Consider the following 24,805-nt stretch of genomic DNA (forward strand, 5'->3'; position numbering starts at 1 on the left):
GAGTTACTAAGGTCGTGGGAATGTGTCCTCCTGCACTCCGCATTTGGAAGAGCATGAATTGCTGATGGAACAAGATGCACATGCCCCCTGCTTACTCTTTTTGACATGTCTTAGAACAGCCCAGGCTGCATATCCGAAAATGGCAGCCAATAGTATGAATTCGAACCACGACATCGTTATCGCTTCCTTTCCCATTTAAGCAAAGCCGAGCAGCATGCCGCCAAGCCGAATAAACAAGGCTACTAGGTACGCCACCACTAAAGCATAGCCCATTGCGAATAGTGTCCATTTCCATGAAGCTACCTCTCGCCGAATAATGCCGACGGTCGCTAGACATGGAACGTACAGCAGGACGAATGCACAGAAGGCATAAGCCGTTAACGGCGTAAATGCATGTGCAATTTGTGCTTCCAGCATAGCTGCGTCAGGCGCGTGATAGATAATGTTCATCGTGGATACAACGATTTCCTTCGCCATAAATCCGGTTACAAGAGCTGCGCCTGCTTGCCAAGTACCAAAGCCAAGTGGAACGAACAGTGGTGCTAATAGGCCTCCTAGTTTGGCTAGATAGCTTTCATTCATCTCTACGCCCATGCCAGTAGGGCCGGCATAGGACAAGAGCCAGATTAGGACAGATCCGCCAAGTATAAATGTGCCTGCCTTGCGTATAAAGCCCTTCCCTTTCTCCCAAGTGCTGCGAAACAAGGTACGCCATTGCGGCATGCGATAGGGCGGCAATTCTACTACAAAGACGGTTTGCTCTTCTTTCATGAAGCTTTTGGAGAACACTTTTGCTAGAATTAGCGTTAGTACGATCCCAAGCAGATATAAGGATAATACGACGAGGGCTTGATGCTGTTTAAAAAAGACACCCGCAAACAAAGCGTACACCGATAGTCTAGCAGAACATGACATAAACGGAACAAGCAGTGTTGTTACGAGACGTTCGCGCGGCTGCTCGATTGTACGTGCGGCCATTATACCAGGTACACTGCAGCCGAATCCGATAACAAAGGGAATGAACGCTTTTCCGTTTAATCCAACAGCCTCCATTAACCTGTCCATAACAACAGTGACACGGGCCATATAGCCGGAATCTTCGACGAAAGAAATAAACAAGAACAAAATAAAAATTTGCGGTACAAAGACTAGGACACCACCGACACCTGCAATGATGCCTTCTTGAATCAAAGCATGGGTGAAAGTTGAAGCACCGACCAAATCAAGCAGCGATGAGGTCCAATCGGTAAATGTGCCACCTAAGAAACCATCAAGCAGATCCGATAACGGGGATCCAATCCATTCAAAAGTGACTTTAAACATCAAGTACATCACAGCAATAAAGAATGGAATGCCAAGCCAACGGTTTGTGACAATGTCATCGATTCGATCCGTTAGTGTTGGCTTTGCGGGTGCTGCGTGAAACAAGCTCTCGGCAACGATTTGCCGAATATACGTAGTCCTGACAGCACGAATATGCTGTGGAAGATGAAGTGCTGTGCCAGCAGATTGCAGTTGTTGCTCAGTCTCTTCATATAGGCGCGTAATCGCAGGTTCAATATCAGCGAATTGGTGAACCCATTCGTGAATTGTTTTGTTATTTTCTAAATATTGAAGGGCGACCCATCTGCTTGGAATATGCTCGATATTTGGAAGCAGTGCCTCCAAGCTCTGAATAGCTGTTTCCACAGGCTGACCGTAATCAAGCCGGAAGGTGGAAGGTTTCTTGGCAACCATACAGTCTGGCGTCAGGTCGTTCAGTAAATTAGGGATTCCTTGATCACGACGTGCATTGATCTTGTACACTGGAATTCCCAATCTGGCCTCTAAGAGCTCAGACTTAATACATATGCCTCGTCCTTCAGCCACATCATTCATGTTTAAGGCGATCAACATCGGCGCGCCATATTCTAGCAGTTGTATGGTTAAAAATAAATTTCTCTCCAATTGGGAGGCATCGACGACATTAAGCATCGCATTTGGTCGATCATGCAGTAAATAATGAACAGCAACACCCTCATCTCTGGACATAGGCTGCAATGAGTAGATGCCGGGAAGATCAATTAATTGAGATGAACGGTTGCGAAGCAACCCCACTTTTTTCTCTACGGTAACGCCAGTCCAGTTACCCACATATTCATAGGAGCGAGTGAGGGAATTAAACAAAGAAGTCTTTCCAGTATTCGGATTGCCGACAAGGGCAGTTGACCAGGTGCTCAACATGCATCCACCTCGATTAAAGTCGCTTCGACTCTGCGCAGGCCGAACAATTGTCCGTTTGCTTCCAGCATCAGCGGACCGCCTAACAAGCTGCAGCGCTTCACCTTCACAAGTGTTCCTTTTGTCACACCAAGATCCAGCAGTCGATGGGAAACAGCATCAGATAGTTTGGCTAAATTCGTAATACATGCTGTTTCACCTGGTTTTAGATGTCCTAGCGATTTGCACATACAAGGGGAATGTGTGTGTGAAGTCATACCTGATTCCTACTTTCAGCTTCAAGAGTGATAATCTTTATCATTTACATTTGTAATGTATCACTTTTTATATGGAGCTCTTGTGATCAAAATCATATTCGGGATAGACATGTGTCATAATAAGCACTTTTTTTGCATCAAATTACCGAAATCAGGCATCTTTTACTTTGCTTTATGTCGTTGTTTCCAGTAGAATGAAGAAAATTAAAACGTAAAAAGGAGAAAGCGGAATGAAAACGAATCATTGTAAAATTGTCGACTGCACCATTCGAGACGGCGGCCTCGTAAATAATTGGGACTTCAGTGTAGAATTTGTGCAAGATCTGTATGCCGCATTGAATGAAGCGGGCGTCGATTATATGGAAATCGGCTACAAAAATTCGCCTAAGCTGTTAAGCGGCGCTGATGAAACGGGTCCATGGCGATTTTTGAATGATGATTTCTTGCGTAAGGTCATTCCGCAAAAAGGTCAAACCAAGCTGTCTGCATTAGTAGATATTGGACGAGTGGATGAAAATGACATTCTTCCGCGCAGTGAAAGCTTGCTAGATCTGATTCGAGTGGCTTGTTACATTAAAGACGTTGACAAAGCATTGGAGCTTATTCAGACGTTCCACGATCGTGGTTATGAGACCACTTTGAATATTATGGCGTTGTCAAATGTAATGGAAAACGACTTGAATGAAGCTTTCCTGATGATTAAGGAAAGTCCGGTTGACGTCGTATACATTGTGGATTCGTACGGCAGCATGGACCATAACGATTTTCATTTCTTAGTGACGAAGTTCCAAGAACATCTGCCTAACAAGAGTCTTGGCGTTCATACACATAACAATATGCAGCTTGCATTCTCCAATACGCTCGTTGCAGCGGAGAAAGGCGTAGAACTGCTTGATTCCTCCGTTTACGGCATGGGTCGCGGAGCAGGGAACTGTCCTACGGAAGCGCTGCTGACTCATTTGAAGAACAGCAAGTTCCATTTGCGTCCAACTTTACGTTTCTTGGAGAAACACATGATTCCGATGCGTGAAAAGTGGGAGTGGGGCTACCTAGTGCCATATTTGATTACAGGCACGTTGGATGAGCATCCGCGTTCTGCGATGGCACTGTTGGCTTCGCCGGAGCGTAACAAGTTCACCGAATTTTATGACCGCATGATGACACCAGAAGGTAACTTTGTGCAGAAGAAACCGGAATAATTTGATATGTTGTCAATATGTACAGCACTGTTGCTCTTAAGGAGAGACAGTGCTGTTTTATTGTTCTCTAGTAGTTCATAATGCTGCGCGCATGAAGACAACAGCTATTGGCTTTCATATGGTTGTGTGGAAATGGGGGCGCTTGAAGAAGAGGTGCAAGAGCTGCGACCGATCGAAAAGCTAAGTGTAGTTAATGCTTATGGCGAGCACCTTAAAAGATAGCTAAGCAGAGGCTTATTGAAATTCATTACCTTCGGATGGAGCTTCATTGCCTGAACGGCACGTTGTGCTAATCGACGATGAGAAGCCAATGCAGCATACCGAGATGCGGCGCGTCGAAGGTGTATATAAATACGGGGAGAGGTAGCAGCGTGGCGAGTTGAAAATCAAAATGACAGTACAGTTGTTCGGGGGCAGATGTGCATGATAAAGCGAGGCAATCAACAATACATCCGCACGATTAATTCGTGCGGATGTATTGTCTGTCACCGGTCTTGGGATTGTAGTATACTTGATATTGAAAACCGTCACGCGGATCAATAAATATTTCCTTGGTAGGGACATAATCAGCATTCAGCCCGATGGCATCCCGCGCATTATCATGCTGCTTATAGCGCTTGTCGTACACTTTCTTGCCGATAATAATAAGAATAATAAGACCAATAAGCGGTATTCCGTAGAATACTCCAGCAATACCGAGCAAAGTGGCGAGTCCGGACATTAATAACTCACCGGCTTAAGCCGCACGACAGTTCCATAGGCTACAATCTCACTCATATTCTGTCCGATGTCGCCGCTGTCGAAGCGCATCATGATGACAGCGTCTCCACCCATTGCGTGTGCGTTCTGAATCATACGGTCCATCGCTTGACGACGTGCATCTTCAATCATTTGCGTATATTGTTTGACTTCTCCTCCAACAAGACCCTTCAGCGAAGCCATAATGTCTCCACCAATGCCGCGAGCGCGCACCACAACTCCAAAAGCCGTTCCTAAAGTTTCAGCGATCTCAGCATTTGCAACACGTTCCGTAGTTGATACCAGCATAACGTCAGCTCCTCTTTGTCACAGGCCATTTTGACGGCCATTTACTTTTAATACGGTTAGTTTCCGCTATTCGTTTCATTCACATGCACGAATTTGTGTTATTTTCATTGATCCAATTGAGTTTCGGTATGGCTCATGCCAAATATTGTTTGCTGCTAAAATGAAAGAATTGTTATTAAATACGAAGGATTTTATTGGAATGAGGCTGTACATTGTTTATTATGTAAGGAGACAGAGATAAATAATAATAGAGCACATATTTTTAGTTTTTATGAGGAGAGTAGGATAGTGATGAAAGTCAGTATTTTTGATGTGGCCAAAAAAGCTGGCTTATCTGTCGTCACGGTGTCGCGCGTACTTAATAATGCAAAGACCGTACGGGAGAAAAATAGGCAGAAGGTGCTGCAGGCGATGAAGGAATTGGATTATCATCCGAATGCAGCGGCTCGCAGCTTGGCTAAAGGAAAGACAGGCGTAATCGGGGTAATTGTAACGACATTACAGGATTCATTCCTGGACAGTGTAGTGCAGAACGTGTCTAGCCAACTTAAGGACTATGGATATTATTTAGCACTTTCGGTTGCCAACTACCCTACAGAAGAAGGACACGGAACGGAGCTGATTCAAGAAGATCGGGTGGATGGACTGCTAATCTTATCGGCTGTCCATGAAGAACTGTACATCGTGGAACTGAAGAAGCGCAAGATTCCATTTGTACTGATTGACAATCAAGTGATGCAGCCTTCAGTATCCTGTGTGCTTGTTGATAATCTAAAAGGTGGGTACGAGGCCACTCAGCATTTGATTGATCTGGGCCATAAGCGTATCGCGCACATTAGAGGACCGGCATTCTTTTTGAGTGCCCACGAGCGCGAGCGCGGATTTATGCAGGCGATGGCGGAAGCGGGATTGGAACCGTTTGCAGTGGAAACCGGTGATTTCTCCATTACTTCCGGCTACGAGGCGATGATGCGTTGGATTGAATCAGGGAATGTGCCAGAGGCGATATTCGCGGCCGACGATTTTATGGCAATTGGCGCGATTAACGCTTTAACCGAAGCCGGATATAAGGTACCGCGTGATGTCTCCATCGTGGGGTATGATGATCAAATACTGGCCTCCCAGCTTAAGCCGCGCTTGACTACGATGAAGCAGCCAGCTGAACAAATCGCAAGAATGGCAGTAGATGTGCTGATGAAGCAAGTGAACGGCACAAATAAACGCAGCATGACATTTAAATTTGATTCGGAACTGGTGGTGCGTGAATCAACCGCTCCGCGCTTGCCGCAGTCATAATTGTAATCGTTTTCCTTTTGTAAACCCATCAGGCATGAGTGATCTTACACAGGTCGCTCATGCTTTTTTAAATGATGGACACAGAGAGACTTGATGTTTACAATCGGTATCAGCAGGTGAGTTTGTAATAGCAATTCAACAATTCAACAGTCTAACTGACCTCATAGTTAAAATAGACCATAACAAACAGGAGGTGTGTAATGAGCGATCGCATGATTAAAAGGCTTATCTTATGGATTCCAACCATTACGATAGGGTTGTGGGAGTACATACGCCATACTGTCCTGCTCCCTTACATGTCGATGGACCTGGGTAATGTGCTGGCACCGATTATTGTATTTGCTGTGTCGGCTATCTTCTTAACGAAGTTGTTTGCACTATTGGAAGAGACTCAGCGTAAGCTGCGGCAAGAGCAGCAATTAAAGGCTGAACTGGAGGAGCGCGAGCGCCTTGCCCAAGAACTGCATGACGGTATTTCGCAATCGCTGTTTATGCTGTCAGTTAAGATTAATCGACTGGAGCATGCGGAGGGCGAAGAGCGCCAAATCCAATTCGATAAATTGAAACAGACCGTACATCACGTGCATGATGATGTGAGGCAAGCGATAGCCAATTTGCAAGCCGCACCGCAGGAAGCTGACTTCTCTTGGAGCAATACCTTTATGCAGATGATTGAAGAAATGCGGGTAGATACGGAGTGGGAGCCAGAAGTAGACTGGCGGCTTGATGACGAGCAGATGACGATAAAAGAGAAGATTACGTTGTTTTCCTGTGTGCGAGAGGCCTTAACCAATGTACGCAAGCATGCGCAGGCAAGGCATGTTACAGTTTTGTCAGAGGGAGGCAATGATCAGTTTTATTGTGAGGTTCGGGATGATGGAGCGGGAATGAAGGACGATCCGTTTGCTCTCCCAGGAAAATATGGTATGAAAATGATGAGAGACCGAATTCATAACATGGGGTGGCAGATGTCTGTATATCGCCAGCATGAGGAAACAGTGATATGCATTAGCAAAGGAAAGGAGATGTCATGGAATGAGCACGAAACTGCAAGAACAGCGATTTCGCATATTAATTGCGGATGATAATGCACACGCGCGTGAGGGTATTAATGATATTTTATCCATTGATCCTTTATTTCATCTTGTTGGTGAAGCGGTAAATGGAGAAGAAGCATTAAGCTTGACCGAGCATTTAATGCCCGATTTGATTCTGATGGACATCTCGATGCCTGTTATGGGAGGATTAGAAGCAACTCGTCGTATTAAGGAGAAGTTCCCTTATGTGAAAATTGTGATGGTTACCGTCTCCGACGACATCACTCACTTATTTGAAGCGCTGAAAGTAGGGGCACAAGGATATTTGCTTAAAAATTTGCAGCCTGCTGCTTGGCATGAATATTTACGTGCAGTTGCGATTGATGAAGCACCTATGTCGCAGGAGCTAGCGATGCGGTTGTTGCAGGAATTTGCGCCAAAGCAGAGCGCTCGTCCTGTGCACGCTTCACCTTTAACGGCACGGGAACGTGAAATATTAGAGCGTGTTGCCAAGGGTGAATCCAATCGGGAGATTGCACTCCGCTTAACCTTGTCCGAGCATACCGTAAAGAATCATCTCAAAAATATTTTACAGAAGCTGCATCTGGATAATCGCGTACAGCTTACCCGCTATGCGTTTGAAAATGGGTTGGCATGATTTAAACAGGAAGGGCGCTATCGTAACCGCATATTATGAGGTCAAGGTGAGCGCACATGGGTATGAATAAGGCTGTATGGTTGAAAATGTTCATAAATGTGCCTGATTTGTATTGCACGTTATTTTAAGGTGTGCTATATTAGTCTATGTCGCCTTAATAGGGCGCATATAACGGGACGTAGCTCAGCTTGGTAGAGCACTTGGTTTGGGACCAAGGGGTCGCATGTTCAAATCGTGTCGTCCCGACCATAATTATCATCGCAACGTATTCCTTTGGGAATACGTTTTTTTGTGTATCCAGCACGTAATTACAAGTAATAAGACAAAGCAGCACTGCCAGCGCTGCTTTGTCTTTACTTGTCTTTACAATGACATGTATTTAGACTCGCTCGCGCCAATAGGTAAGTAGATCGAACATCGTCTGCTCAAACGGTATTGTTGGCTTCCAACCTGTCTGGCGCTCAAATTTAGAGGCATCACCGAGCAGAATCTCGACGTCAGATGGGCGCATCCGACTTGGATCCGGTACCACCTCGATGGAGATCGTGCTCATGCTAAGCAGCAGATTCAACATTTCTTCGATGGTGACACACGTGCCAGAGGCGATGTTGTAACATTCTCCGGCCTCTCCTTTTTCTAACCCCACCCAGTATGCGCGTACAATATCTCGGACATCCGTAAAGTCGCGTTTGGCCTGCAGGTTACCAACAGATACGATAGGAGGTCGAATTCCTTTTTCGATCTCTGCGATTTGCTTGGCAAAGTTAGAAGTCACAAATTGTTCGCCGCGGCGCGGTCCGGTGTGGTTGAAGGTCCTTGTTCGAATAACATGTACGCCATAGCTCTTATAATATTGATAGCCTAGATAATCTTGAGCAGCTTTACTGACAGCATAAGGGCTGAGTGGTCGCAGCGGATTGTCCTCGCTAATGGGAGTCTCATGTGGTTCCACATGTCCGTATTCCTCGCTGGAGCAAGCAATCTGGATCTTTGCAGACAGTTCCAGTCGTCTGACGGCCTCAAAAATATTCAACTGGCCTGCAACGTTGTTATATATTGTATCTACTGGAGAGTTCCAGGATGTAGGTACGAAGCTTTGGGCAGCGAGGTGGAAAATATAGTCGGGTCGTTCTGCAGCCAGCAGCGTTTCGACTGAGAATGGATCACGGAGCTCACATTCGACCAGTCGAATGTGAGACTGAATGTGCTCAATGTGATCCATCCGGCTGCGGTTGCGGATCGTACCGATCACCTCGACTTGTTGATCCAACAGAAATTCGGCCATATGACTGCCGACAAATCCAGAAATACCGGTTACTAGAGCCTTCATTGGGTTGGTTTCACCTCTTTAAGTTGATGGGACTCCCATGCCTGCAAGCTTTCGTTAATGACTTCCTTGATGCGCTGTTCCTCTGAACGATGACAGACGAGCAGACCATCCTCTGTTGAAATAATGATGAGATCACGCACGCCGATGACAGCGGTATGTTTATCGCTAATTACGATATTGTCTTTCGCATGTAATGAGTTCACGTATCCGTTCAGCAGATTGCCCGACTGGTCAGTGCCGTAATGCCTGCGGACCGAATTCCATGTTCCTACATCGTCCCACTCGAAATCTACCGGAACAACAAATAGATTAGGTGCTTTTTCAATAATGGCGTAGTCAACCGAGAGCTTAGGAATAGAGGGATAAATGGTATCAATGTGAGGATAGTGTTCCGAAAGTGGACTCCATATAGAAGGACAGAAACGATTCATTAAATGGGCGATTGTAGAAGGTCTCCATACAAAAATACCGCTATTCCAATAAGTTCCGGGTAATCTGACGAGCTCATCCGCAACGCTTAGGTTAGGCTTCTCAATAAATGAAGATACCGAACGAAGCCTTCTGTGTTTGCCCCATTCTGACGTACGAATGTAACCATACCCGGTTTCGGGCCGACTCGGCACGATTCCAAGCATTACGGTTGTGCGGTTATGAAGTGCTTCTTGTTCTGCCGCTTCCAAGGCATATCGCAATCGTTGATAGTCCGATATAAATTGATCGGAAGGTACCATAACGATCACATCATCCAGCTCCTGGCGAAGGAAAAATAATGCGGTGAGTGCGGTACATGGACCTGTATCGCGTGCCACAGGTTCAATAATAAGTCGATCAGGGGATAACTCAGGCAATTGCTCCTTTACAAGTCCTACATATGCCTCAATTGTTGCCACAAATATTCGTTCTTCCGGGAGCCATTGTCTAAAGCGCATATACGTTTCTTGCAGCATCGATTTGGTGGAGAGAAGGGGGAGAAATTGCTTGGGCTTCGATGTTGTGCTGCTTGGCCAGAAACGTGTGCCTCGGCCTCCAGCCATGATAACGACGTTCAACGAGGTTCACCCCATTTCGTTTAGACCAAAATAGAACTGTACATATTTCTAATCCATTTTAGTACCTATTGTATGTGCAAATGAATTTGGCTTGAAACGGCTTTTGTGCCGACTTTAAGATAAAAGTTACGACGACTATGAGTATAGAAAGTAATGGATGGAAAATGACAGCAGACTGCTGCAGCAGGACAAAATAAGAAGTGAGTAATCGGTATGTTCTGTCCTGTTTACAGAAAACAATTCTTTTCCATACTGGATTTAGCGAAGTACCATCCTATCTCCTATGCTATGCATTCGTGGAATAAACGCTACTACATGGCGAAGGAGGAATGTTTGCAGGATCATCAGCTATGCTTCCACAAGCAATAAAATGGGTCAAAATGAGTGATTGACGCTTGCAAAAGAAATTAATTTCTGGCTATAATATAGACTAGTCTGATGCATACTTACATGTGCCGACGACATTAGACCAATTCACGTTAAACAGTAAGATGCTGAGATGGAGATAAGTAAGCTTGCGCCGCTTGCCAGGGAGAAGATGCCGATGATTGAGAGCATCTTTCGAGTTAGGACTTGCTGAATTTCACTCCGGAGCAGGAGCTTGAACAGGAGCCGTTTAGAGGCGGTTTCATCAGTAGAGTGTCCCGGCCGCGAACCGTTATTATCGCTTGAAGTGAGATAGGCTGATACAGCGGACAATGCCGTGTCGAATATCTAATTAGGGTGGTACCACGGCCTTTTCGTCCCTTACCGGATGGAAAGGTCTTTTTTGTATGAATATGGATTGGAAATGAAGGAGGAACACATTCATGAAGGAGCGTTTACACGCACTGCGCGAAAATGTGCTGGATCTGCTGCAGGAAGTCATAACGGAACAACAATTAAACGATCTACGCATTAAATTTTTAGGAAAAAAGGGTGAGCTCACGGAAATTTTGCGCGGCATGGGTAGTTTAAGCGCAGAAGAGCGCCCATTGATCGGCCAAGTCGCTAACGAAGTGCGCGGATCGATCGAGAATATTATTAACGAGAAACAAGAAGCTTTTGTACGTGCTCAGACTGAGCATCGTCTGCAAGCCGAGCTCATTGACGTTACGCTTCCAGGACGCAAGTTGACAAGTGGAGCCATTCATCCTTTGAACAAAGTCATTCAAGAAATTGAAGATGTCTTTATTGGAATGGGCTACCAAGTGGCAGAGGGACCTGAAGTGGAAAGTGATTATTATAACTTTGAGGCGCTTAACCTGCCTAAGAACCATCCTGCTCGTGATATGCAAGATTCGTTCTATATTACAGAAGATATTTTGATGCGTACACAGACATCTCCAGTTCAGGTGCGGACGATGGAAATGATGAAAGGCGAAGTACCGCTCAAAGTGATCTGCCCAGGACGTGTTTATCGTCGTGATGATGATGATGCAACGCACTCCTTTATGTTCCATCAGATTGAGGGACTGGTCATCGACAAAAATATCCGGATGAGCGATTTGAAAGGGACACTGCTGCAATTCGTAAACGAGATGTTCGGACCTCACATGCAAATTCGCCTGCGTCCTAGTTTCTTCCCATTCACGGAGCCAAGCGCTGAGGTTGACGTTACATGTGTACAATGTGCAGGCAAAGGGTGTCGGATGTGCAAACAGACAGGCTGGCTTGAAATTCTTGGCTGTGGCATGGTTCATCCACGTGTATTGGAAATGGGCGGCTATGATCCAGAAGTATATTCCGGATTTGCGTTTGGTATGGGGGTAGAACGTATTGCGCTGCTGAAATACGGCATTGACGATATTCGACATTTTTATACAAATGACATTCGCTTCTTGCAGCAATTCGACCGGATGTAAGATTGAGGATTAGAGGAAGGAAGGAAAAATCATAATGAATGTATCCTATAAATGGTTATCTGAATATATCGATTTAACTGGCGCAACAGCGCAACAATTAGCCGAGCGTATCACACGTGCAGGTATTGAAATTGACCATGTGGAGAGCCGCAACCCGGGCCTTGATAACATCGTTGTTGGTTATGTTACGGCTAGAGAGAAGCATCCTGACGCGGATAAGTTGAATGTATGTACGGTAGACGTAGGGGCAGCCGACATGCTTCAGATCGTATGCGGCGCTAAAAACGTCGATGCAGGACAAAAGGTACCTGTGGCAACAATTGGAGCTGTAATGCCTGACGGCATGAAGATTAAGCGCGCTAAGCTGCGTGGTGTGGAATCTCAGGGAATGATCTGCTCTGCGAAGGAGCTTGGTCTGAATGACAAGCTGCTGCCAAAAGAAATGCAGGAAGGTATACTGGTTCTGCCGGCAGATGTTCAACTAGGCACGCCGATTGCTGAAGTCTTGGATTTAAATGATCATGTCTTGGAGTTCGATCTGACGCCGAATCGCTCGGATTGCTTAAGTATGTTGGGTGCGGCCTATGAAGTCGGTGCAATCTTGGATCGTCCTGTTAAGCTGCCTAATGAAATGATAGAAGAGGCGGGCGCACCGGCGTCTGACCACATCTCCGTAGAAATTGCAGCAACAGAGGCATGCAGTCGCTACGCAGCGCGTTACATTACAGGTGTTAAGATTGCGTCTTCGCCATTATGGCTTCAGAACCGCTTGTTAGCAGCAGGGGTTCGTCCAATCAATAACATCGTTGATGCAACCAACTTTGTGATGCTCGAATATGGACAGCCGTTACATGCATTTGATGCTGATCAATTGTCTAATGGACATATTGAAGTACGGATGGCTCGTGCAGGAGAGACGATTGTTACACTTGATGGACAAGAGCGCAAGCTGGATCCGCAGATGCTGCTGATTACGGACGGAGTTAAGCCTGTAGCACTTGCTGGTGTAATGGGTGGGGAAAATTCGGAGGTAACGGAATCAACAGTTAACATTTTGCTCGAATCAGCCAAATTTGATGGTGGGGTTGTACGGAAGACATCCCGTCAGCTTGGGTTGCGTTCTGAGGCTTCTCTTCGCATTGAGAAAGAAGTGAACCCAGAATCAGTCCTGCCTGCATTGAATCGTGCGGCTGAACTGATTCGTCAGTTGACAGGTGGCACAGTTGCAGCGGGTATCGTGGAGAAAGTAACAGCACAACATACACGCCAATCGATTCAGTTGTCAGTAGAGAAGACGAATCGGATGTTAGGCACTTCGCTCACTGCGGCTGAGATTCACTCGATCCTTAGAAGACTTGGATTTGAGGGGAACGAAGCTGAGAGCGGCGTGTTTGAAGTGCAAATTCCGGCTCGTCGCGGCGATATTACACTTGACGTTGACCTGATTGAAGAAGTGGCGCGGATGTATGGCTACGATAACATTCCGACAACTCCGATTGAAGGGGCGACAACACCAGGTCACCTGACAAAGTCGCAGCGGATCCGTCGCGAAATTCGCCGTTTGTTGGCAGGCGGGGGGCTGCATGAAGCCATTACTTATTCATTCACGCACCCACAGGAAACGGAGCTGTTCCCAACATTGTCACCGAACGCCAAAGCTGTAAAGCTGGCTATGCCGATGAGTGAGGACCGCAGTGTGCTGCGCACAAGCTTTATACCAGGCTTGTTGGATACAGCAGGCTACAACCGCAATCGCAAGAACGAAGATGTGCAGCTGTTTGAAGTGGGCAGCATTTATGTGACCGACAATGCTGCGCTTGCGGAACTTCCGGAAGAGAAATCCGTGCTTGCCGTTTTGATGACAGGAAAGCGTAGAACGCCGCAATGGAATATCCAGGCGGAACAGGTTGATTTTTATGATATTAAAGGAGCGCTGGACAGCTTGTTCAGCCACTTGGGTATTATAGGGCGTGTACGTTATGCTGCAGACCGTCCGGCAGGTTTCCATCCAGGTCGATCCGCCAGCATTTACTTGCAGTCTGATTCAGGTGAAGTACTGCTCGGCACAATTGGGCAAATTCATCCGGATCTTCAGCGCAGCAAGGATCTGGGTGAAACGTATGTTGCCGAGATTCTGCTCCAACCCGTCATTGACACAACCAGCTTTGCAATTGAGTATCAAGTGCTGCCACGCTTCCCAGCAGTAGAACGCGATATTGCATTGGTGCTGGACCGCCAGGCTGAAGTAGGTCATTTTGTGAACACAGCCAAGGAAACAGCCGAGGCTTGGCTGGAATCGGTACGTGTATTTGATGTGTACACAGGTGATCGTATTGCTGCAGACAAAAAGAGTGTCGCGATCTCGCTAGTCTATCGCAATCCAGAACAAACCTTTACAGATGAAGAAATCACGGCACTACACGGTAAAGTAGTAGCAGCATTAGAAGCGCAAGGTGCAGAACTGCGTAAATAATGGAAAAACAAAGCCAGAATATGCTGTAACCATATAGGTATTTCAGATTTTAAAGGAAGTTAAATAGGGCAAACCTCGTCATTTCAAGCGCCGCTTCGCGCACGCATGGAATGGAGGGGTTGCCCTTTTCCTATTTATACGCCAAGATGATATATAGCTAAACTTCTGCTAAAGCCTGATAATGACAGAGCTAAGGAGCAGGAAAAAGCGCTTACTATATCGAAATAATTACAAATGAATGGTTATAACCATGCGGTCTGCCGCCGATAGCACGAAGGATGCGGCTGTCGTTCACAGTAAGAAGGAGGACGAGTATAATGACCTCACCAGACAAGCACCGGGTCACTGTTGAAATATATGGAACACAATATAAGATTGTAGGCACAACCAGTAAGGAATATATGCGTAATATCGCTGCTATTGTGGATGAGCATATGAGAACGATAGCGGAAGGGAATCCACGACTTGATATCCCACGAATTGCGGTTTTGTCTGCAGTTCATATCGCTGAGCAGGTACAGCGTATTAAGGATGAGCAGGTACGTCTTGCTAATGAGATTCAAGTGATCGAAAGAGAGAAGCAAGAAGCAGTAGTTTCTAGGCAAAGCTTGGAGTCTCAGCTTCAGGCCCTGACCGCTAGTCATGAGGAAAAGCTGAAGCAGGAGCGCGAAGCAAGCCAAAAGGAGTTACAGCGTCTTGGTGAATCTGAGCAGCGGTCAATAGCCGCGCTGCAGCTGGAAAAAGAAGCAAAGAAAGCTGTAGATGTGCAAGTTTCGAAGCTGAAAGAGCAAGTGAAGGATGCTGAGCGCCGCGTTCAGGCGTGCACAGGGCGCGAGCAGGATTTGAAGCGTCGTCTTCAGGATAGTGAGCTGAAGCTGGTTCGTTTAAATGAGCAAGTGGAGAAGCAGAAGAACGATCACGAGCAGGAACTTCATGCTCGTGTTCAGGCGATGACCGAAGATCACAAGCAGGCCTTGCAAAAGCTGCGGAGTGAGCATGATGCTGCTGTGAAGACAGCTTCTTTGAAGTTAGAGACAGATTTGAAGCAGTCGGAAGCAAAGTACGCTGCGGCGATCAAGCAGGCGGAATTCAAGCAAGCTGAGTTAACGAAACAAGGCGAAGCTAAGTTGGCTGAGGCCCTAAAGCAAGCAGAGGCTAAACATGTCGAGGCGATGAAACAAACGACTATAAAGCATGATACGGGGCTTAAGCAAGCGCGTGAACAGCATCAAAGCATCGTCAAGCAGTTGCAGGACAAGCATAGTGCTGCAATGAAGGAAGTGCAAGATAAGTTACAGCAAGAACTCACCCTTAAATCTGCGCGAATTGCTGAATTGGAAACACAGCATCAAGGTGTCGTAGTGGATCTGAATAAACAGTTAGAAGAACGGACAGCAACAATGGAAGCTCGTCATCAGGAGGATATGGTGACGATGTCCGCGCTGCACGAGGAAGCTATCGAGACGCTAAAGATGACACGTGATGCCCACGAAGAGCGTCTGCGCGTAGGCTGGGAAGAGCAGTCCAAGCAAAAGGATAGCCGCATTCGCCAGCTTGAAGGCCATCTAGGAAGAGCTGAGGAGTTGGATCGTGCTCGTCAAGTTGAGATGGAACGGCTCATGCGTGCTCGAGATGAAGCACTTGCAGAAGCAGAGCAGCATCTGGCAGCTGTGCAACAATTACAGGATAGCTTGAACTTACAAATAGAAGCAGTGGATCAGTCAAAGCAAGATCGTGTGACGTATGAAGCGCTTATCCAAGAGTTGGAAGAACAGTGTAATCAGTTGACGAGTGAGCAAGAAGAGACAAAGTCGGACAAGAAGCAATTGGAGGAACAGTGCGATGCTCTGCAGCAAGAGGAGCGGCAGGCTCGCAAGCAGCTTGCTGAGCTTAAGCAGAAGTTAGAACTGCTTCACGCGGTGGAGGCGCAAGCCAAAGAAGAACTGGAACTAGCGCAGCTGGAGTCTGACGCCATATTGCAATCGGAGCGTGAAGCACATGCGATTGCGCTGGAAGAGCAGGCTAAGACGTTAAAGCAGCAGTGGCAGGTTGGGCATGATGAGGAGTTGGCTGCGATTTTGCAGTCTGAACGTGAAGCACATGCGATCGCTGTAGCGGAGCAAGCCGAATCCCTCAAACAAGATTGGCAAGCGACTCATGAGCAGGAGCTAGAAGCGCTTCGATATGAGCTTAATCAACGTTTGCAACAAGTTGAAGCTGAGGCTAACGAACGGGTTCAAGACGTGCTGCGTGAGGCGGACAAGCGTGCTCAGGCTGCTGAAGCGGATGCAGGTGAACTGCTTCAAATGGTGGAGGCTGATGCAGTTGAGCGGCTTAAGGCTGCTGAGGTTGAGGCAAATGAACGAATCCAAGCTGTGGAAGCTGCCGCACATGAACGTATTCAGGCAGCTGAGGCTGCTGCTAATGATCGTATCCAGGTAGCGCTGGAGCTTGCTGATACTCGAGTTGCAGCTGCCGAAGCCATGGCTGAAGAGCGCACGCAGAATGCAGAAGCGTCACTTGAAGCACGAATCAAGTCAATTGAGCTGGAAGCTAATGAACGCGTTCAATCGACAGAAGCGATGATGGACGAGTTGGTTACAGCATCAGAGGAAACTGCCAAGCAGCGGGTGCTGGCGGCGGAAGCAGCAGCAAACGAGCGGATTCATTCTATCGAACAATCCCTGAATGCTCAGCTTCTAGCAGCACAGCTATTAGCAGAGGAGCAGCTTGAGGCTGCTACCCTGACAGCTCGTGAGCAGGTTCGGGCAGCAGATGAAGCAGCTCTCATACAGCTTGCAGAGTTGCAAGCAGAATCGGATGAACGACTTCAAGCTGAGCAAGAGCAGGCGCTTGAGCGCATAGCAGCGATTGAGACCGAGGCGAATCGACGTGTGGGTGAAGCGCTGAAAGATGCTGAACAGCGCGTTCAGCAGTTGCAGGATGCGCTAGAAGATGCGAATAATCGTGTATATGAAGCTAAAGAAGAAGCAAGCCTTCAGATTAAAGCGGTTCAGGAAGAGATTGAGAAGCAGTTGAATGAGATGGAGATTGAGCGTAATAAGCAATACGAGTCACTGCAGGAAGAGACAAACGAGTTGTTGAAGCTGGCAGGAGAAGAGGCGGAACAGCAAGTAAAGGCTGTACAGGCTGCTGCTGAAATAAAAGTATTGGAAGCCAACAAACAGGCGGAAATACGTGTACGAGCGTTTCAGGAAGAGTATGAAGGTAGAATTAAGGGGCTCATGACAAGTGTGGATGAGCAGTCGTTCCAGTCACAACAAATCCAATCAGACCTTCATGAGCAATGGGAAAAGCGCCAGAATGCATGGTTGTTGGAAAAACAAACGATAGAGCAAGAATTGGCACGTAATCTTTCTGTTATCGCAGATGCAGAGCAGACGAATGAACAGCTTCTAGCTGAAGAACGACGTCTCCGTCAGGAATTGGTAGAGTTGCGTCAAGCATTGGACGAAGCAGCCGCATCGACTACTATGTCAGCGCCGAATGCAAGTTCGGATGAGATCATGATGATCCAAGAACAATTCGAGATGATGTCACATCAGTTCCGATTGTCGCAGCTTGAGCGTGAGATGGAGCACACAAAGGCGCAGCAGGTAGAGGAAGAATACAATAGGCTAAAAGAGGAATATGGCAAGCTTCAATCCGAATTTAACGAATGGCTGGAGCTTATCGAACACGGCAGTTAGGAAGGCTTCATTGATGATAGCTACGATACAGGACAAATGGATGGAAACGTGGACATGGTTCACAGCTTTGCTGCACACATGGAACACATTGGATTGGATAATTGTTTCAGCATGTATAGTGAGCATCATAATCGGAGCGATAAGAGGCTTGCGTGCGCAAGCTCTTTCGCTCTTTGGTTATGTTGTTGCGTTTGTCATCGCAGCTAGAAGTTATACATACTTTGTGCCGTGGGTTCGCAAACGGCTATTTAAGTCTGAACGCAGCATAAGTCAGGCAGATACGACTACGCTGACTCCACCAGAGCTGAATCAGCCTTGGGATCAGCTCATTCATGCAGTGATTTCATTTTGCATGTTGTTTTTGTTTGTACTGGCTGGGTTATGGCTGCTCAAATACGCACTAAAAAAGATGTCTTCAGTAAAGCCGATCCGTACATTCGATCGGGTGATGGGGGCATTGCTTGGCATTGTTCAATTTGTTTGTTTTTGGTGTATTGCTTACGTGTTATTAAGAGCTTGGCCGTCAGGCGCACTGCAGGATTGGGTACGGCATTCGGTATGGATGGATAAGACAGGAGAATGGGTCCCTTCATTTATTGCACAAGCTATTCGATGGGCCCAGTGGATGTAGTTCATATGTTGTGGCCCTTGCATCTGGGTAACTGGAACATGAGTTGGTTATTCGACAATGAGTTTGGCTGTCATTTCTTTGTGGCCTGGTCCGCACATAATCGTACATTTGAACTCGTAGGTGCCTGTTTCCGCAGGAGTAACCACTTGGCTGGTCTGATTCGGAGTTAATTCAAGACCAATATCTTGAATTCGGATACCGTGATTGCCGGAAGATTCAAGTACGAATTTAACGGTCTCACCCGCCTTCACACGATACTCGGGTTGGTCGAATTTATAATTAGTAGCTTTAATGATGATCTCTTTAGCCGCAGATGCAGGTTCGCCAGATCCTTGTCCTGCGCTCCCTTGTTGATTGCTGCCGCATGCAACCATAACGTATGCAAGCGCAAGCATAGCCGCAGCGAGTGCAATAGGTCGTTTCATAACTGTAAATCCTCCTCGTAGTTCACGACGCGTTATTACGTGTGTATTTTGAACACTGGTAAGTGTCATGAAGATAACTATACGCAACGCAATATGCAATTCCTGTCGTTTTACCGAAGTAAGATGTGACGGTTATGTGACTTTTGGGACGCTGCAGCTATGTTTTGCGTTATGAATAGATAGCTGACCCTTTATCAATTCCATTTACGATAAATCGTGTGAGCAACAAACCGAATCTTTATGCTCGATCTGAACTGCGGCCGGCTTCAAACGGAGTGGCAACCGGAATAAACAAGTCGATTAATCCGACGACCAACGCTGCCAGCAAAGCACCGATGATGGATACGGACACGCCGCTGACAAAGAACTGGGCGACATAGATGACAACGGCGCTAGCTATAAAGCCAACGATACCGCGGCCAAATGGTGTTACGCGTTTGCCGAAGATGCCCTCTACAATCCATCCGAACAACGCGATGACTAAAGCCAGGATTAATGCGCTCCAGAAACCGCCTACTGTAAAGGCGGGGACAAGCCAAGCCGTAACCATTAATACGATGGCTGCTACGATAAAACGGACAACATGACCGAGAAAACTCATCATTTTTACCTCCTTGTTCGTTTATAAAGGGTGCAGTTTGTGCAACAATTAGTGTATCCTGATGCGGGAAGTTCATTAATTCCATGTTTCGACAATAATAGCCACTCTTCAGAGCTTAGGCTATAATGATTTCAACGAGAGGAGTCGTGACTTCGTTTGAACGTTAAAATATTTCAGACTTTAGAATATAACAAAATATTAAGTGGTCTGGTACGTCATGCGGCTACTGAACTTGGGGAACAGGCGTCATTAGCCCTCCAGCCAAGCTCTAAGCTGGATGAGGTGAAGAACCGATTGCAGGCCACTGACGAGGCCTACACGGTTGATCGGTTAAAGGGTGCAGCACCATTTGCCGGAGTTACGGATATACGTCCAGCCTTAAAACGTGCGCGTATTAGTGCAATGCTTAATCCAATGGAGTTGTGGGACATCTCATCGCTTATCCATGCTGGCAGACGGTTAAGTCGTTACATCAGCTCTGTTAATGAGGATAATCCTGTGCCTTTGCTGAGCACCTTGGTAGAGCAATTCAGCGATCAGAAATCACTTGAGGATGAGATTCGCCAATGCATTGATGATCAGGGAGAAGTGATGGATCAGGCGAGCTTTGAACTGGCTACAATTCGTCGTGAACTCCGTATTGGGGAAACACGAATTCGTGAGAAGCTTGAGTCGCTTGTCCGTTCGCAAAGCACAGCTAAGATGCTGCAGGAGCAGCTTGTTACGATTCGAAATGATCGGTATGTCATTCCCGTTAAGCAAGAGTATCGTGCACATTTTGGCGGTATTGTTCATGACCAGTCCAGCTCTGGTGCAACGTTGTTTATCGAGCCAGAGTCCATTGTAGCGATGAATAACAAGCTTCGTGAGACTAAGCTTCGTGAGGAGCGGGAAGTTGAACGTATTTTGTCCCGATTAACCGATTTGGTCGGTGAACAGACAGACATGCTTTTATATGATACCGATTTGGTCGGGGATCTGGATTTTATGTTTGCCAAGGCCAGATATGCACATGAGATGAAAGCCACTCTACCAATGATGAATGATCAAGGGTATTTGAAGCTGAAGAAAGGTCGTCATCCGCTTATTTCAAGAGATATTGTGGTCCCTACGGATGTTGAGATAGGCAGCGATTATTCAACGATTATTGTAACGGGTCCAAATACGGGCGGTAAGACCGTATCTCTTAAGACGATCGGACTGTTAAGCTTGATGGCGATGTCCGGCTTGTTTGTGCCTGCCAATGAGGGCAGCGAGCTTTGCGTATTTGACGCTATTTATGCGGATATAGGTGATGAGCAGAGCATAGAACAAAGCTTAAGTACATTTTCCAGCCACCTGACCAATATTATTCGGATTCTACATGAAATGACGCCTAAAAGCCTTGTACTGCTTGATGAGGTGGGTGCGGGGACCGATCCAGCTGAGGGGTCAGCGCTTGCGATTGCAATTTTGGAGCATATCCATCGGACCGGTTGCCGAATGGTTGCTACAACGCACTACTCCGAGCTTAAGGCTTATGCCTATGATCGTTCTGGTGTTATCAATGCAAGTATGGAATTCGATGTACAGACATTGCGACCTACGTATCGCTTGCTGATAGGTGTACCAGGGCGAAGCAACGCTTTTGCCATCGCCGAGCGTCTTGGGCTGCCGGGTTCTATTATTGAGCATGCGCGTGGTGAAGTGACGGAAGAGGATATGCGCGTAGAAAATATGATTGCTTCTTTAGAGCAGAATCGTGTGACTGCGGAAGCGGAGCGTGAATCAGCAGAGAAACTGCGGCAAGATTATGAAATTTTGCGTCAAACGCTGGAAGAGGAGCATGCCAAGCTGCAAGCTGACAAGCAGAAGCGTATCGATCGTGCGGAAGAGGATGCAAGATCTATCGTGGACAAGGCTCGCAGAGAAGCAGACGATATCATTACTGAGCTAAGGATACTGGCTCTGGATGGTGTTAAAGTCAAGGATCATCAGCTTACTGAAGCGCGCAAGCGATTAGATGAGGCTGCTCCTGCCAAGAAACTGAATGCCCAAGGAACGAAGTCTAAGACAATACGCCAGATTGAACCCGGTGATGAAGTGATGGTATACAGCCTGAATCAGAAGGGTCACGTCGTTGAGATGACTGGCAGCGATGCGGTCGTACAACTTGGTATAATGAAAATGAAAGTCAGCAAAGACGACCTGGAGCTTGTCTCTGCTGCGAAGCAGGAAGCAACGAAGAAGCAAAAAGCGGGCCCAAGCGTGACACGTACACGCGATGACAATGTTCGCTCTGAGTTGGATTTGCGGGGTGCTAATCTTGAAGAAGCGATTATGGAAGTTGACCGTTTTCTGGATGAAGCGCTGCTCAGCAATTTAGGACAAGTCTATATTATTCATGGTAAAGGAACAGGTGTATTACGTTCTGGTATTCAGGAGTTTTTACGCAAGCATAAACACGTCAAGAGCTTCCGGCTTGGCAATTATGGCGAGGGCGGAGCTGGCATTACCGTTGCGGAGATGAAGTAACAGGCAAAGCCGTCATGGGAGGAACAAAGTGGAACAGTGGATTGAACGATGGTTGAGCAATCCGTATTTTGAGATGCTCGCTTATTTTTCGGTTGCAAGTGTAGCGCTTGTGGTCCTGTTGTCGATATTTGAATTGGTTACCCCTTATAAGTGCTGGGAGGAAATCAAGAAAGGCAACGTCAGTGTTGCGATGGCAACTGGCGGTAAAATATTCGGTATATGCAACATATTCCGATTTGGCGTAGAAGCCCATGATTCTTTGTACGCTTCGCTTCAGTGGGCTGTTCTGGGTTTTATACTGCTGCTGGCAGCTTACTTTTTGGTAGGTTTTCTAATGCCGAACTTTAAGCTGGATCAGGAGATTCAGCGCGATAACCGTGCTGTAGGCTTGTTGGCAATGATCTTATCGATCTCGCTGTCGTATATTATCGGCGCAAGCCTGAAATAAGGAATGACAGCTGTTAAGCTGTATATTAACGGGGTCGGAGGACAGCTCAAATGAAGTACTTATGGGGAACTTTATTTGCATTGGCCGCTTTGTTTTTAATTGTTGGAGTGTACTATTGGATGAATATGTAGGATAGGGAAGGCTGGTAAACAAAATGTCTGCAGATGTAATTTGCCCTTGGTGTGATACCGAAATCGTATGGGATGAAGTGCTTGGACCAGAGGAAGAATGTCCTTATTGCCACAATGAATTACAAGAGTACCGCACGCTTAGTGTACCGCTTGAGGCAGAAGAGGATGAAGAAGAAGGCATCGAATCGATGCAGGTTAAAGGGACTAAAAAAGGTGGAAAAGGTCACGCCAACGCTGCTCAATCGGCGCAGGGATCTGACGATACCATCGGCTGGGGAGATGACAGTATGCTGTTAAGCTCACCCAATCAATTACAATTCGAAGAAGGTGTTGGTCGAGTCTTGCACGATCAACTGGAAGTTCCTGAGTGTCCGCACTGCCGCGAGTATATGCTGCTTGCAGGTCAAGAAACTGTTGCGGCTTCCGCATTCCAACCGAACCGCCCTGCCGCATTGGACAAGCCGCTGCTGCAAGCGCCTTTTACGCTGGACGTGTATGTATGTGCATCTTGCTTCCACGTATCCAAATCACTTAGCATAGGTGAGCGGGAATCGCTTATCACGCAAGTCAATCGGTTAAGCGAAAACGACAACTAAGCAGGATCGCTGTTAGTAAATTTTAGACAGGCTGATGACGAAGTGCGCTTCGGGGAAGATTAAGCAGGAAATGCTTAACGAGCTGAAGAGCGAGGGGGTCATCTCGTGCAAGCGAAATGGGATACGCAGTCTAGGTTGCTGCTAATCGTATATGGTTTGTTTGCTTGTGCCAATGCCTGTTCAGGAACGTTTGTAAACGTGTTTCTATGGAAATTGAAGCCCGATTATGCGCTCATTGGATGGTTTGCTCTTGTACAGCAGCTGTCCTTGGGCGCTATTTTTATGTTCGGTGGCAAATGGGTCAAAGAGTATAATAAAATGAATTGTTTGCGGTTAGGTATCATTCTTGCTGGGGTGTTTTATGCTGTTGTATTACTTCTTGGCAAACAGGCCGTTCATTGGATCTGGCTGCTTGGATTGCTGCTAGGAGCTGCCATGGGAGCCTTCTGGCTTGCCTTTAATGTGGTGTACTTTGAAGTGACAGACGCGGATAATCGTGACAGATTCAATGGCTGGGTCGGGCTCATCGGCTCGGCATCGACAATGGTTGCACCATGGCTAGCCGGCTTGCTAATTGCAAGCTTTGGGGAAACGGGCTACACGTTTATGTTCACGGCTTCATTGGTCATCTTCACTTGTGGTGTTGTCCTTAGCTTTTGGCTGAAAAAGAGACCGCTGGGTCAAGCCTATGTTTGGAGTATCCCGTTAAAGCTGTGGCAAAACCGTTCAAGTCCTTGGCATACTACATGTAGGGCTTTGGCGGCTCAAGGGCTGCGAGACGGTGCCTATAGCTTTCTGATTAGCTTGCTTGTTTTTGTAGCGACAACCAATGAATTGAAGCTAGGAACCTACACCTTAATTTCCTCAATTGCTGCCCTGCTGTCTTATTATGCGGTAGGTCGGTGGTTAAAATGGAATTATCGAGCCAATGGAATGATAGTGGGTGCAGTTGCGATGGCGCTTGCGATTATACCTTTGTTTGTAAGGGTTGATTATCATTCTTTGCTAGCATTTGGGATTGGCATGGCGCTGACATCACCGTTGTTCATTATTCCAATGACATCCGTTACTTTTGACCTGATGGGGCAGTCGGAACAAGCCGTTAATAACCGGGTGGAATTAACCGTTTTACGCGAATTTGGATTACTTGCAGGTCGGATGGTATCCATTGTTGCCTTTATTATAATTATGTCCTGGTCTACAAGTATCCAGACCATAGTTGTATTTCTGGCGATTATTGGCTGTATGCCAGTAATAAGTGCGTTGATGATGCGTAAATTAGTGCGGCAGCAAAAATAACAAAAGCCGTTATCCGCCAAGCAAGCCGGATAACGGCTTT

21 protein-coding genes, 1 tRNA gene and 1 other annotated feature are annotated in these 24,805 nt (G+C 46.7%); of the genes, 13 read left to right on the forward strand and 9 right to left on the reverse strand.

Going from position 1 to position 24,805, the window contains the following annotated elements; all coding sequences use genetic code 11:
* Nucleotides 1-6: 6 nt before the first annotated feature.
* The 3 genes from QP775_RS19530 to QP775_RS19540 are packed head-to-tail and all read right to left on the reverse strand — an operon-like array spanning nucleotide 7 to nucleotide 2,450.
* Nucleotides 7-195, reverse strand: a complete 189-nt coding sequence (locus QP775_RS19530) for a FeoB-associated Cys-rich membrane protein (RefSeq protein WP_350338989.1) — start codon at nucleotides 193-195, stop codon at nucleotides 7-9.
* Complete coding sequence (gene feoB, locus QP775_RS19535; RefSeq protein WP_285108549.1) at nucleotides 196-2,220, reverse strand: ferrous iron transport protein B; 2,025 nt, start codon at nucleotides 2,218-2,220, stop codon at nucleotides 196-198.
* Nucleotides 2,217-2,450, reverse strand: coding sequence for a FeoA family protein (locus tag QP775_RS19540; protein ID WP_239332112.1), 234 nt, complete (start codon nucleotides 2,448-2,450; stop codon nucleotides 2,217-2,219). Before QP775_RS19540 ends, feoB begins: the two co-directional genes overlap by 4 nt.
* A gap of 257 nt (nucleotides 2,451-2,707) precedes the next feature.
* Here QP775_RS19540 and QP775_RS19545 point away from each other — a divergent pair, with 257 nt between their 5' ends.
* Entirely contained in the window at nucleotides 2,708-3,676 is a 969-nt protein-coding gene (locus QP775_RS19545) for an aldolase catalytic domain-containing protein (RefSeq protein WP_239332110.1), read from the forward strand.
* Nucleotides 3,677-4,136: 460 nt separating this feature from the next.
* Here the strand turns inward: QP775_RS19545 and QP775_RS19550 are convergent, their stop codons facing one another.
* Together QP775_RS19550 and QP775_RS19555 are read right to left on the reverse strand one after the other, a co-directional pair.
* Complete coding sequence (locus tag QP775_RS19550; protein ID WP_285108550.1) at nucleotides 4,137-4,397, reverse strand: HD family phosphohydrolase; 261 nt, start codon at nucleotides 4,395-4,397, stop codon at nucleotides 4,137-4,139.
* Nucleotides 4,397-4,723: a YbjQ family protein gene (locus QP775_RS19555; RefSeq protein ID WP_239332104.1), complete on the reverse strand. Its 327-nt coding sequence runs from the start codon at nucleotides 4,721-4,723 to the stop codon at nucleotides 4,397-4,399. The genes QP775_RS19550 and QP775_RS19555 overlap by 1 nt, the downstream gene beginning before the upstream one ends.
* Nucleotides 4,724-5,014: 291 nt before the next feature.
* On the opposite strand from QP775_RS19555, the gene QP775_RS19560 reads away from it, so the two are divergent.
* The 4 genes from QP775_RS19560 (at nucleotide 5,015) to QP775_RS19575 (ending at nucleotide 7,963) form a co-directional block, all read left to right on the forward strand.
* Nucleotides 5,015-6,019, forward strand: coding sequence for a LacI family DNA-binding transcriptional regulator (locus QP775_RS19560; RefSeq protein ID WP_285108551.1), 1,005 nt, complete (start codon nucleotides 5,015-5,017; stop codon nucleotides 6,017-6,019).
* Nucleotides 6,020-6,219: 200 nt separating this feature from the next.
* Entirely contained in the window at nucleotides 6,220-7,104 is an 885-nt protein-coding gene (locus QP775_RS19565; RefSeq protein WP_285108552.1) for a sensor histidine kinase, read from the forward strand.
* Complete coding sequence (locus QP775_RS19570; protein WP_239332098.1) at nucleotides 7,055-7,714, forward strand: response regulator; 660 nt, start codon at nucleotides 7,055-7,057, stop codon at nucleotides 7,712-7,714. The genes QP775_RS19565 and QP775_RS19570 overlap by 50 nt, the downstream gene beginning before the upstream one ends.
* Nucleotides 7,715-7,886: 172 nt before the next feature.
* A tRNA-Pro gene (locus tag QP775_RS19575) sits at nucleotides 7,887-7,963 on the forward strand.
* 130 nt (nucleotides 7,964-8,093) lie between these two features.
* Here QP775_RS19575 and QP775_RS19580 read toward each other — a convergent pair.
* Nucleotides 8,094-9,044: a GDP-mannose 4,6-dehydratase gene (locus tag QP775_RS19580; RefSeq protein ID WP_239332096.1), complete on the reverse strand. Its 951-nt coding sequence runs from the start codon at nucleotides 9,042-9,044 to the stop codon at nucleotides 8,094-8,096.
* Nucleotides 9,041-10,093 (reverse strand): mannose-1-phosphate guanylyltransferase, encoded by a 1,053-nt coding sequence (locus tag QP775_RS19585; protein ID WP_285108553.1) that lies wholly within the window; start codon nucleotides 10,091-10,093, stop codon nucleotides 9,041-9,043. Before QP775_RS19585 ends, QP775_RS19580 begins: the two co-directional genes overlap by 4 nt.
* Before the next feature lie 487 nt (nucleotides 10,094-10,580).
* Nucleotides 10,581-10,844, forward strand: a binding site (T-box leader).
* Between the two features lie 58 nt (nucleotides 10,845-10,902).
* Here QP775_RS19585 and pheS point away from each other — a divergent pair.
* The 4 genes from pheS (at nucleotide 10,903) to QP775_RS19605 (ending at nucleotide 18,751) form a co-directional block, all read left to right on the forward strand.
* Complete coding sequence (gene pheS, locus QP775_RS19590) at nucleotides 10,903-11,937, forward strand: phenylalanine--tRNA ligase subunit alpha (RefSeq protein ID WP_239332092.1); 1,035 nt, start codon at nucleotides 10,903-10,905, stop codon at nucleotides 11,935-11,937.
* A 34-nt stretch (nucleotides 11,938-11,971) separates the two neighbouring features.
* Nucleotides 11,972-14,410 carry a phenylalanine--tRNA ligase subunit beta gene (pheT, locus tag QP775_RS19595; RefSeq protein ID WP_285108554.1) on the forward strand — a complete coding sequence of 813 codons (2,439 nt, stop codon included), beginning with the start codon at nucleotides 11,972-11,974 and terminating at the stop codon, nucleotides 14,408-14,410.
* Between the two features lie 317 nt (nucleotides 14,411-14,727).
* Nucleotides 14,728-18,120: a cell division protein ZapA gene (gene zapA, locus QP775_RS19600; RefSeq protein WP_285108555.1), complete on the forward strand. Its 3,393-nt coding sequence runs from the start codon at nucleotides 14,728-14,730 to the stop codon at nucleotides 18,118-18,120.
* A gap of 13 nt (nucleotides 18,121-18,133) precedes the next feature.
* A complete protein-coding gene (locus tag QP775_RS19605) occupies nucleotides 18,134-18,751 on the forward strand; it encodes a CvpA family protein (protein WP_239332086.1) in 618 nt (205 codons plus the stop codon).
* Nucleotides 18,752-18,798: 47 nt separating this feature from the next.
* Here QP775_RS19605 and QP775_RS19610 read toward each other — a convergent pair whose 3' ends face one another.
* A complete protein-coding gene (locus tag QP775_RS19610; RefSeq protein ID WP_239332084.1) occupies nucleotides 18,799-19,176 on the reverse strand; it encodes a cupredoxin domain-containing protein in 378 nt (125 codons plus the stop codon).
* A 238-nt stretch (nucleotides 19,177-19,414) separates the two neighbouring features.
* Nucleotides 19,415-19,777 carry a phage holin family protein gene (locus QP775_RS19615; RefSeq protein WP_239332082.1) on the reverse strand — a complete coding sequence of 121 codons (363 nt, stop codon included), beginning with the start codon at nucleotides 19,775-19,777 and terminating at the stop codon, nucleotides 19,415-19,417.
* A gap of 156 nt (nucleotides 19,778-19,933) precedes the next feature.
* On the opposite strand from QP775_RS19615, the gene QP775_RS19620 reads away from it, so the two are divergent.
* From QP775_RS19620 to QP775_RS19635, 4 genes are all read left to right on the forward strand, one after another.
* Complete coding sequence (locus QP775_RS19620; protein ID WP_285108556.1) at nucleotides 19,934-22,291, forward strand: endonuclease MutS2; 2,358 nt, start codon at nucleotides 19,934-19,936, stop codon at nucleotides 22,289-22,291.
* A gap of 28 nt (nucleotides 22,292-22,319) precedes the next feature.
* Nucleotides 22,320-22,739: a DUF350 domain-containing protein gene (locus QP775_RS19625; protein ID WP_239332078.1), complete on the forward strand. Its 420-nt coding sequence runs from the start codon at nucleotides 22,320-22,322 to the stop codon at nucleotides 22,737-22,739.
* A gap of 154 nt (nucleotides 22,740-22,893) precedes the next feature.
* A complete protein-coding gene (locus tag QP775_RS19630) occupies nucleotides 22,894-23,466 on the forward strand; it encodes a hypothetical protein (RefSeq protein ID WP_285108557.1) in 573 nt (190 codons plus the stop codon).
* Nucleotides 23,467-23,571: 105 nt separating this feature from the next.
* A complete protein-coding gene (locus QP775_RS19635) occupies nucleotides 23,572-24,765 on the forward strand; it encodes an MFS transporter (RefSeq protein ID WP_285108559.1) in 1,194 nt (397 codons plus the stop codon).
* The last annotated feature ends 40 nt before the right edge of the window (nucleotides 24,766-24,805 follow it).

Origin of the sequence: Paenibacillus sp. UMB4589-SE434, assembly GCF_030226685.1 — a bacterium.
Classification (GTDB): Bacteria; Bacillota; Bacilli; order Paenibacillales; family Paenibacillaceae; genus Paenibacillus_B.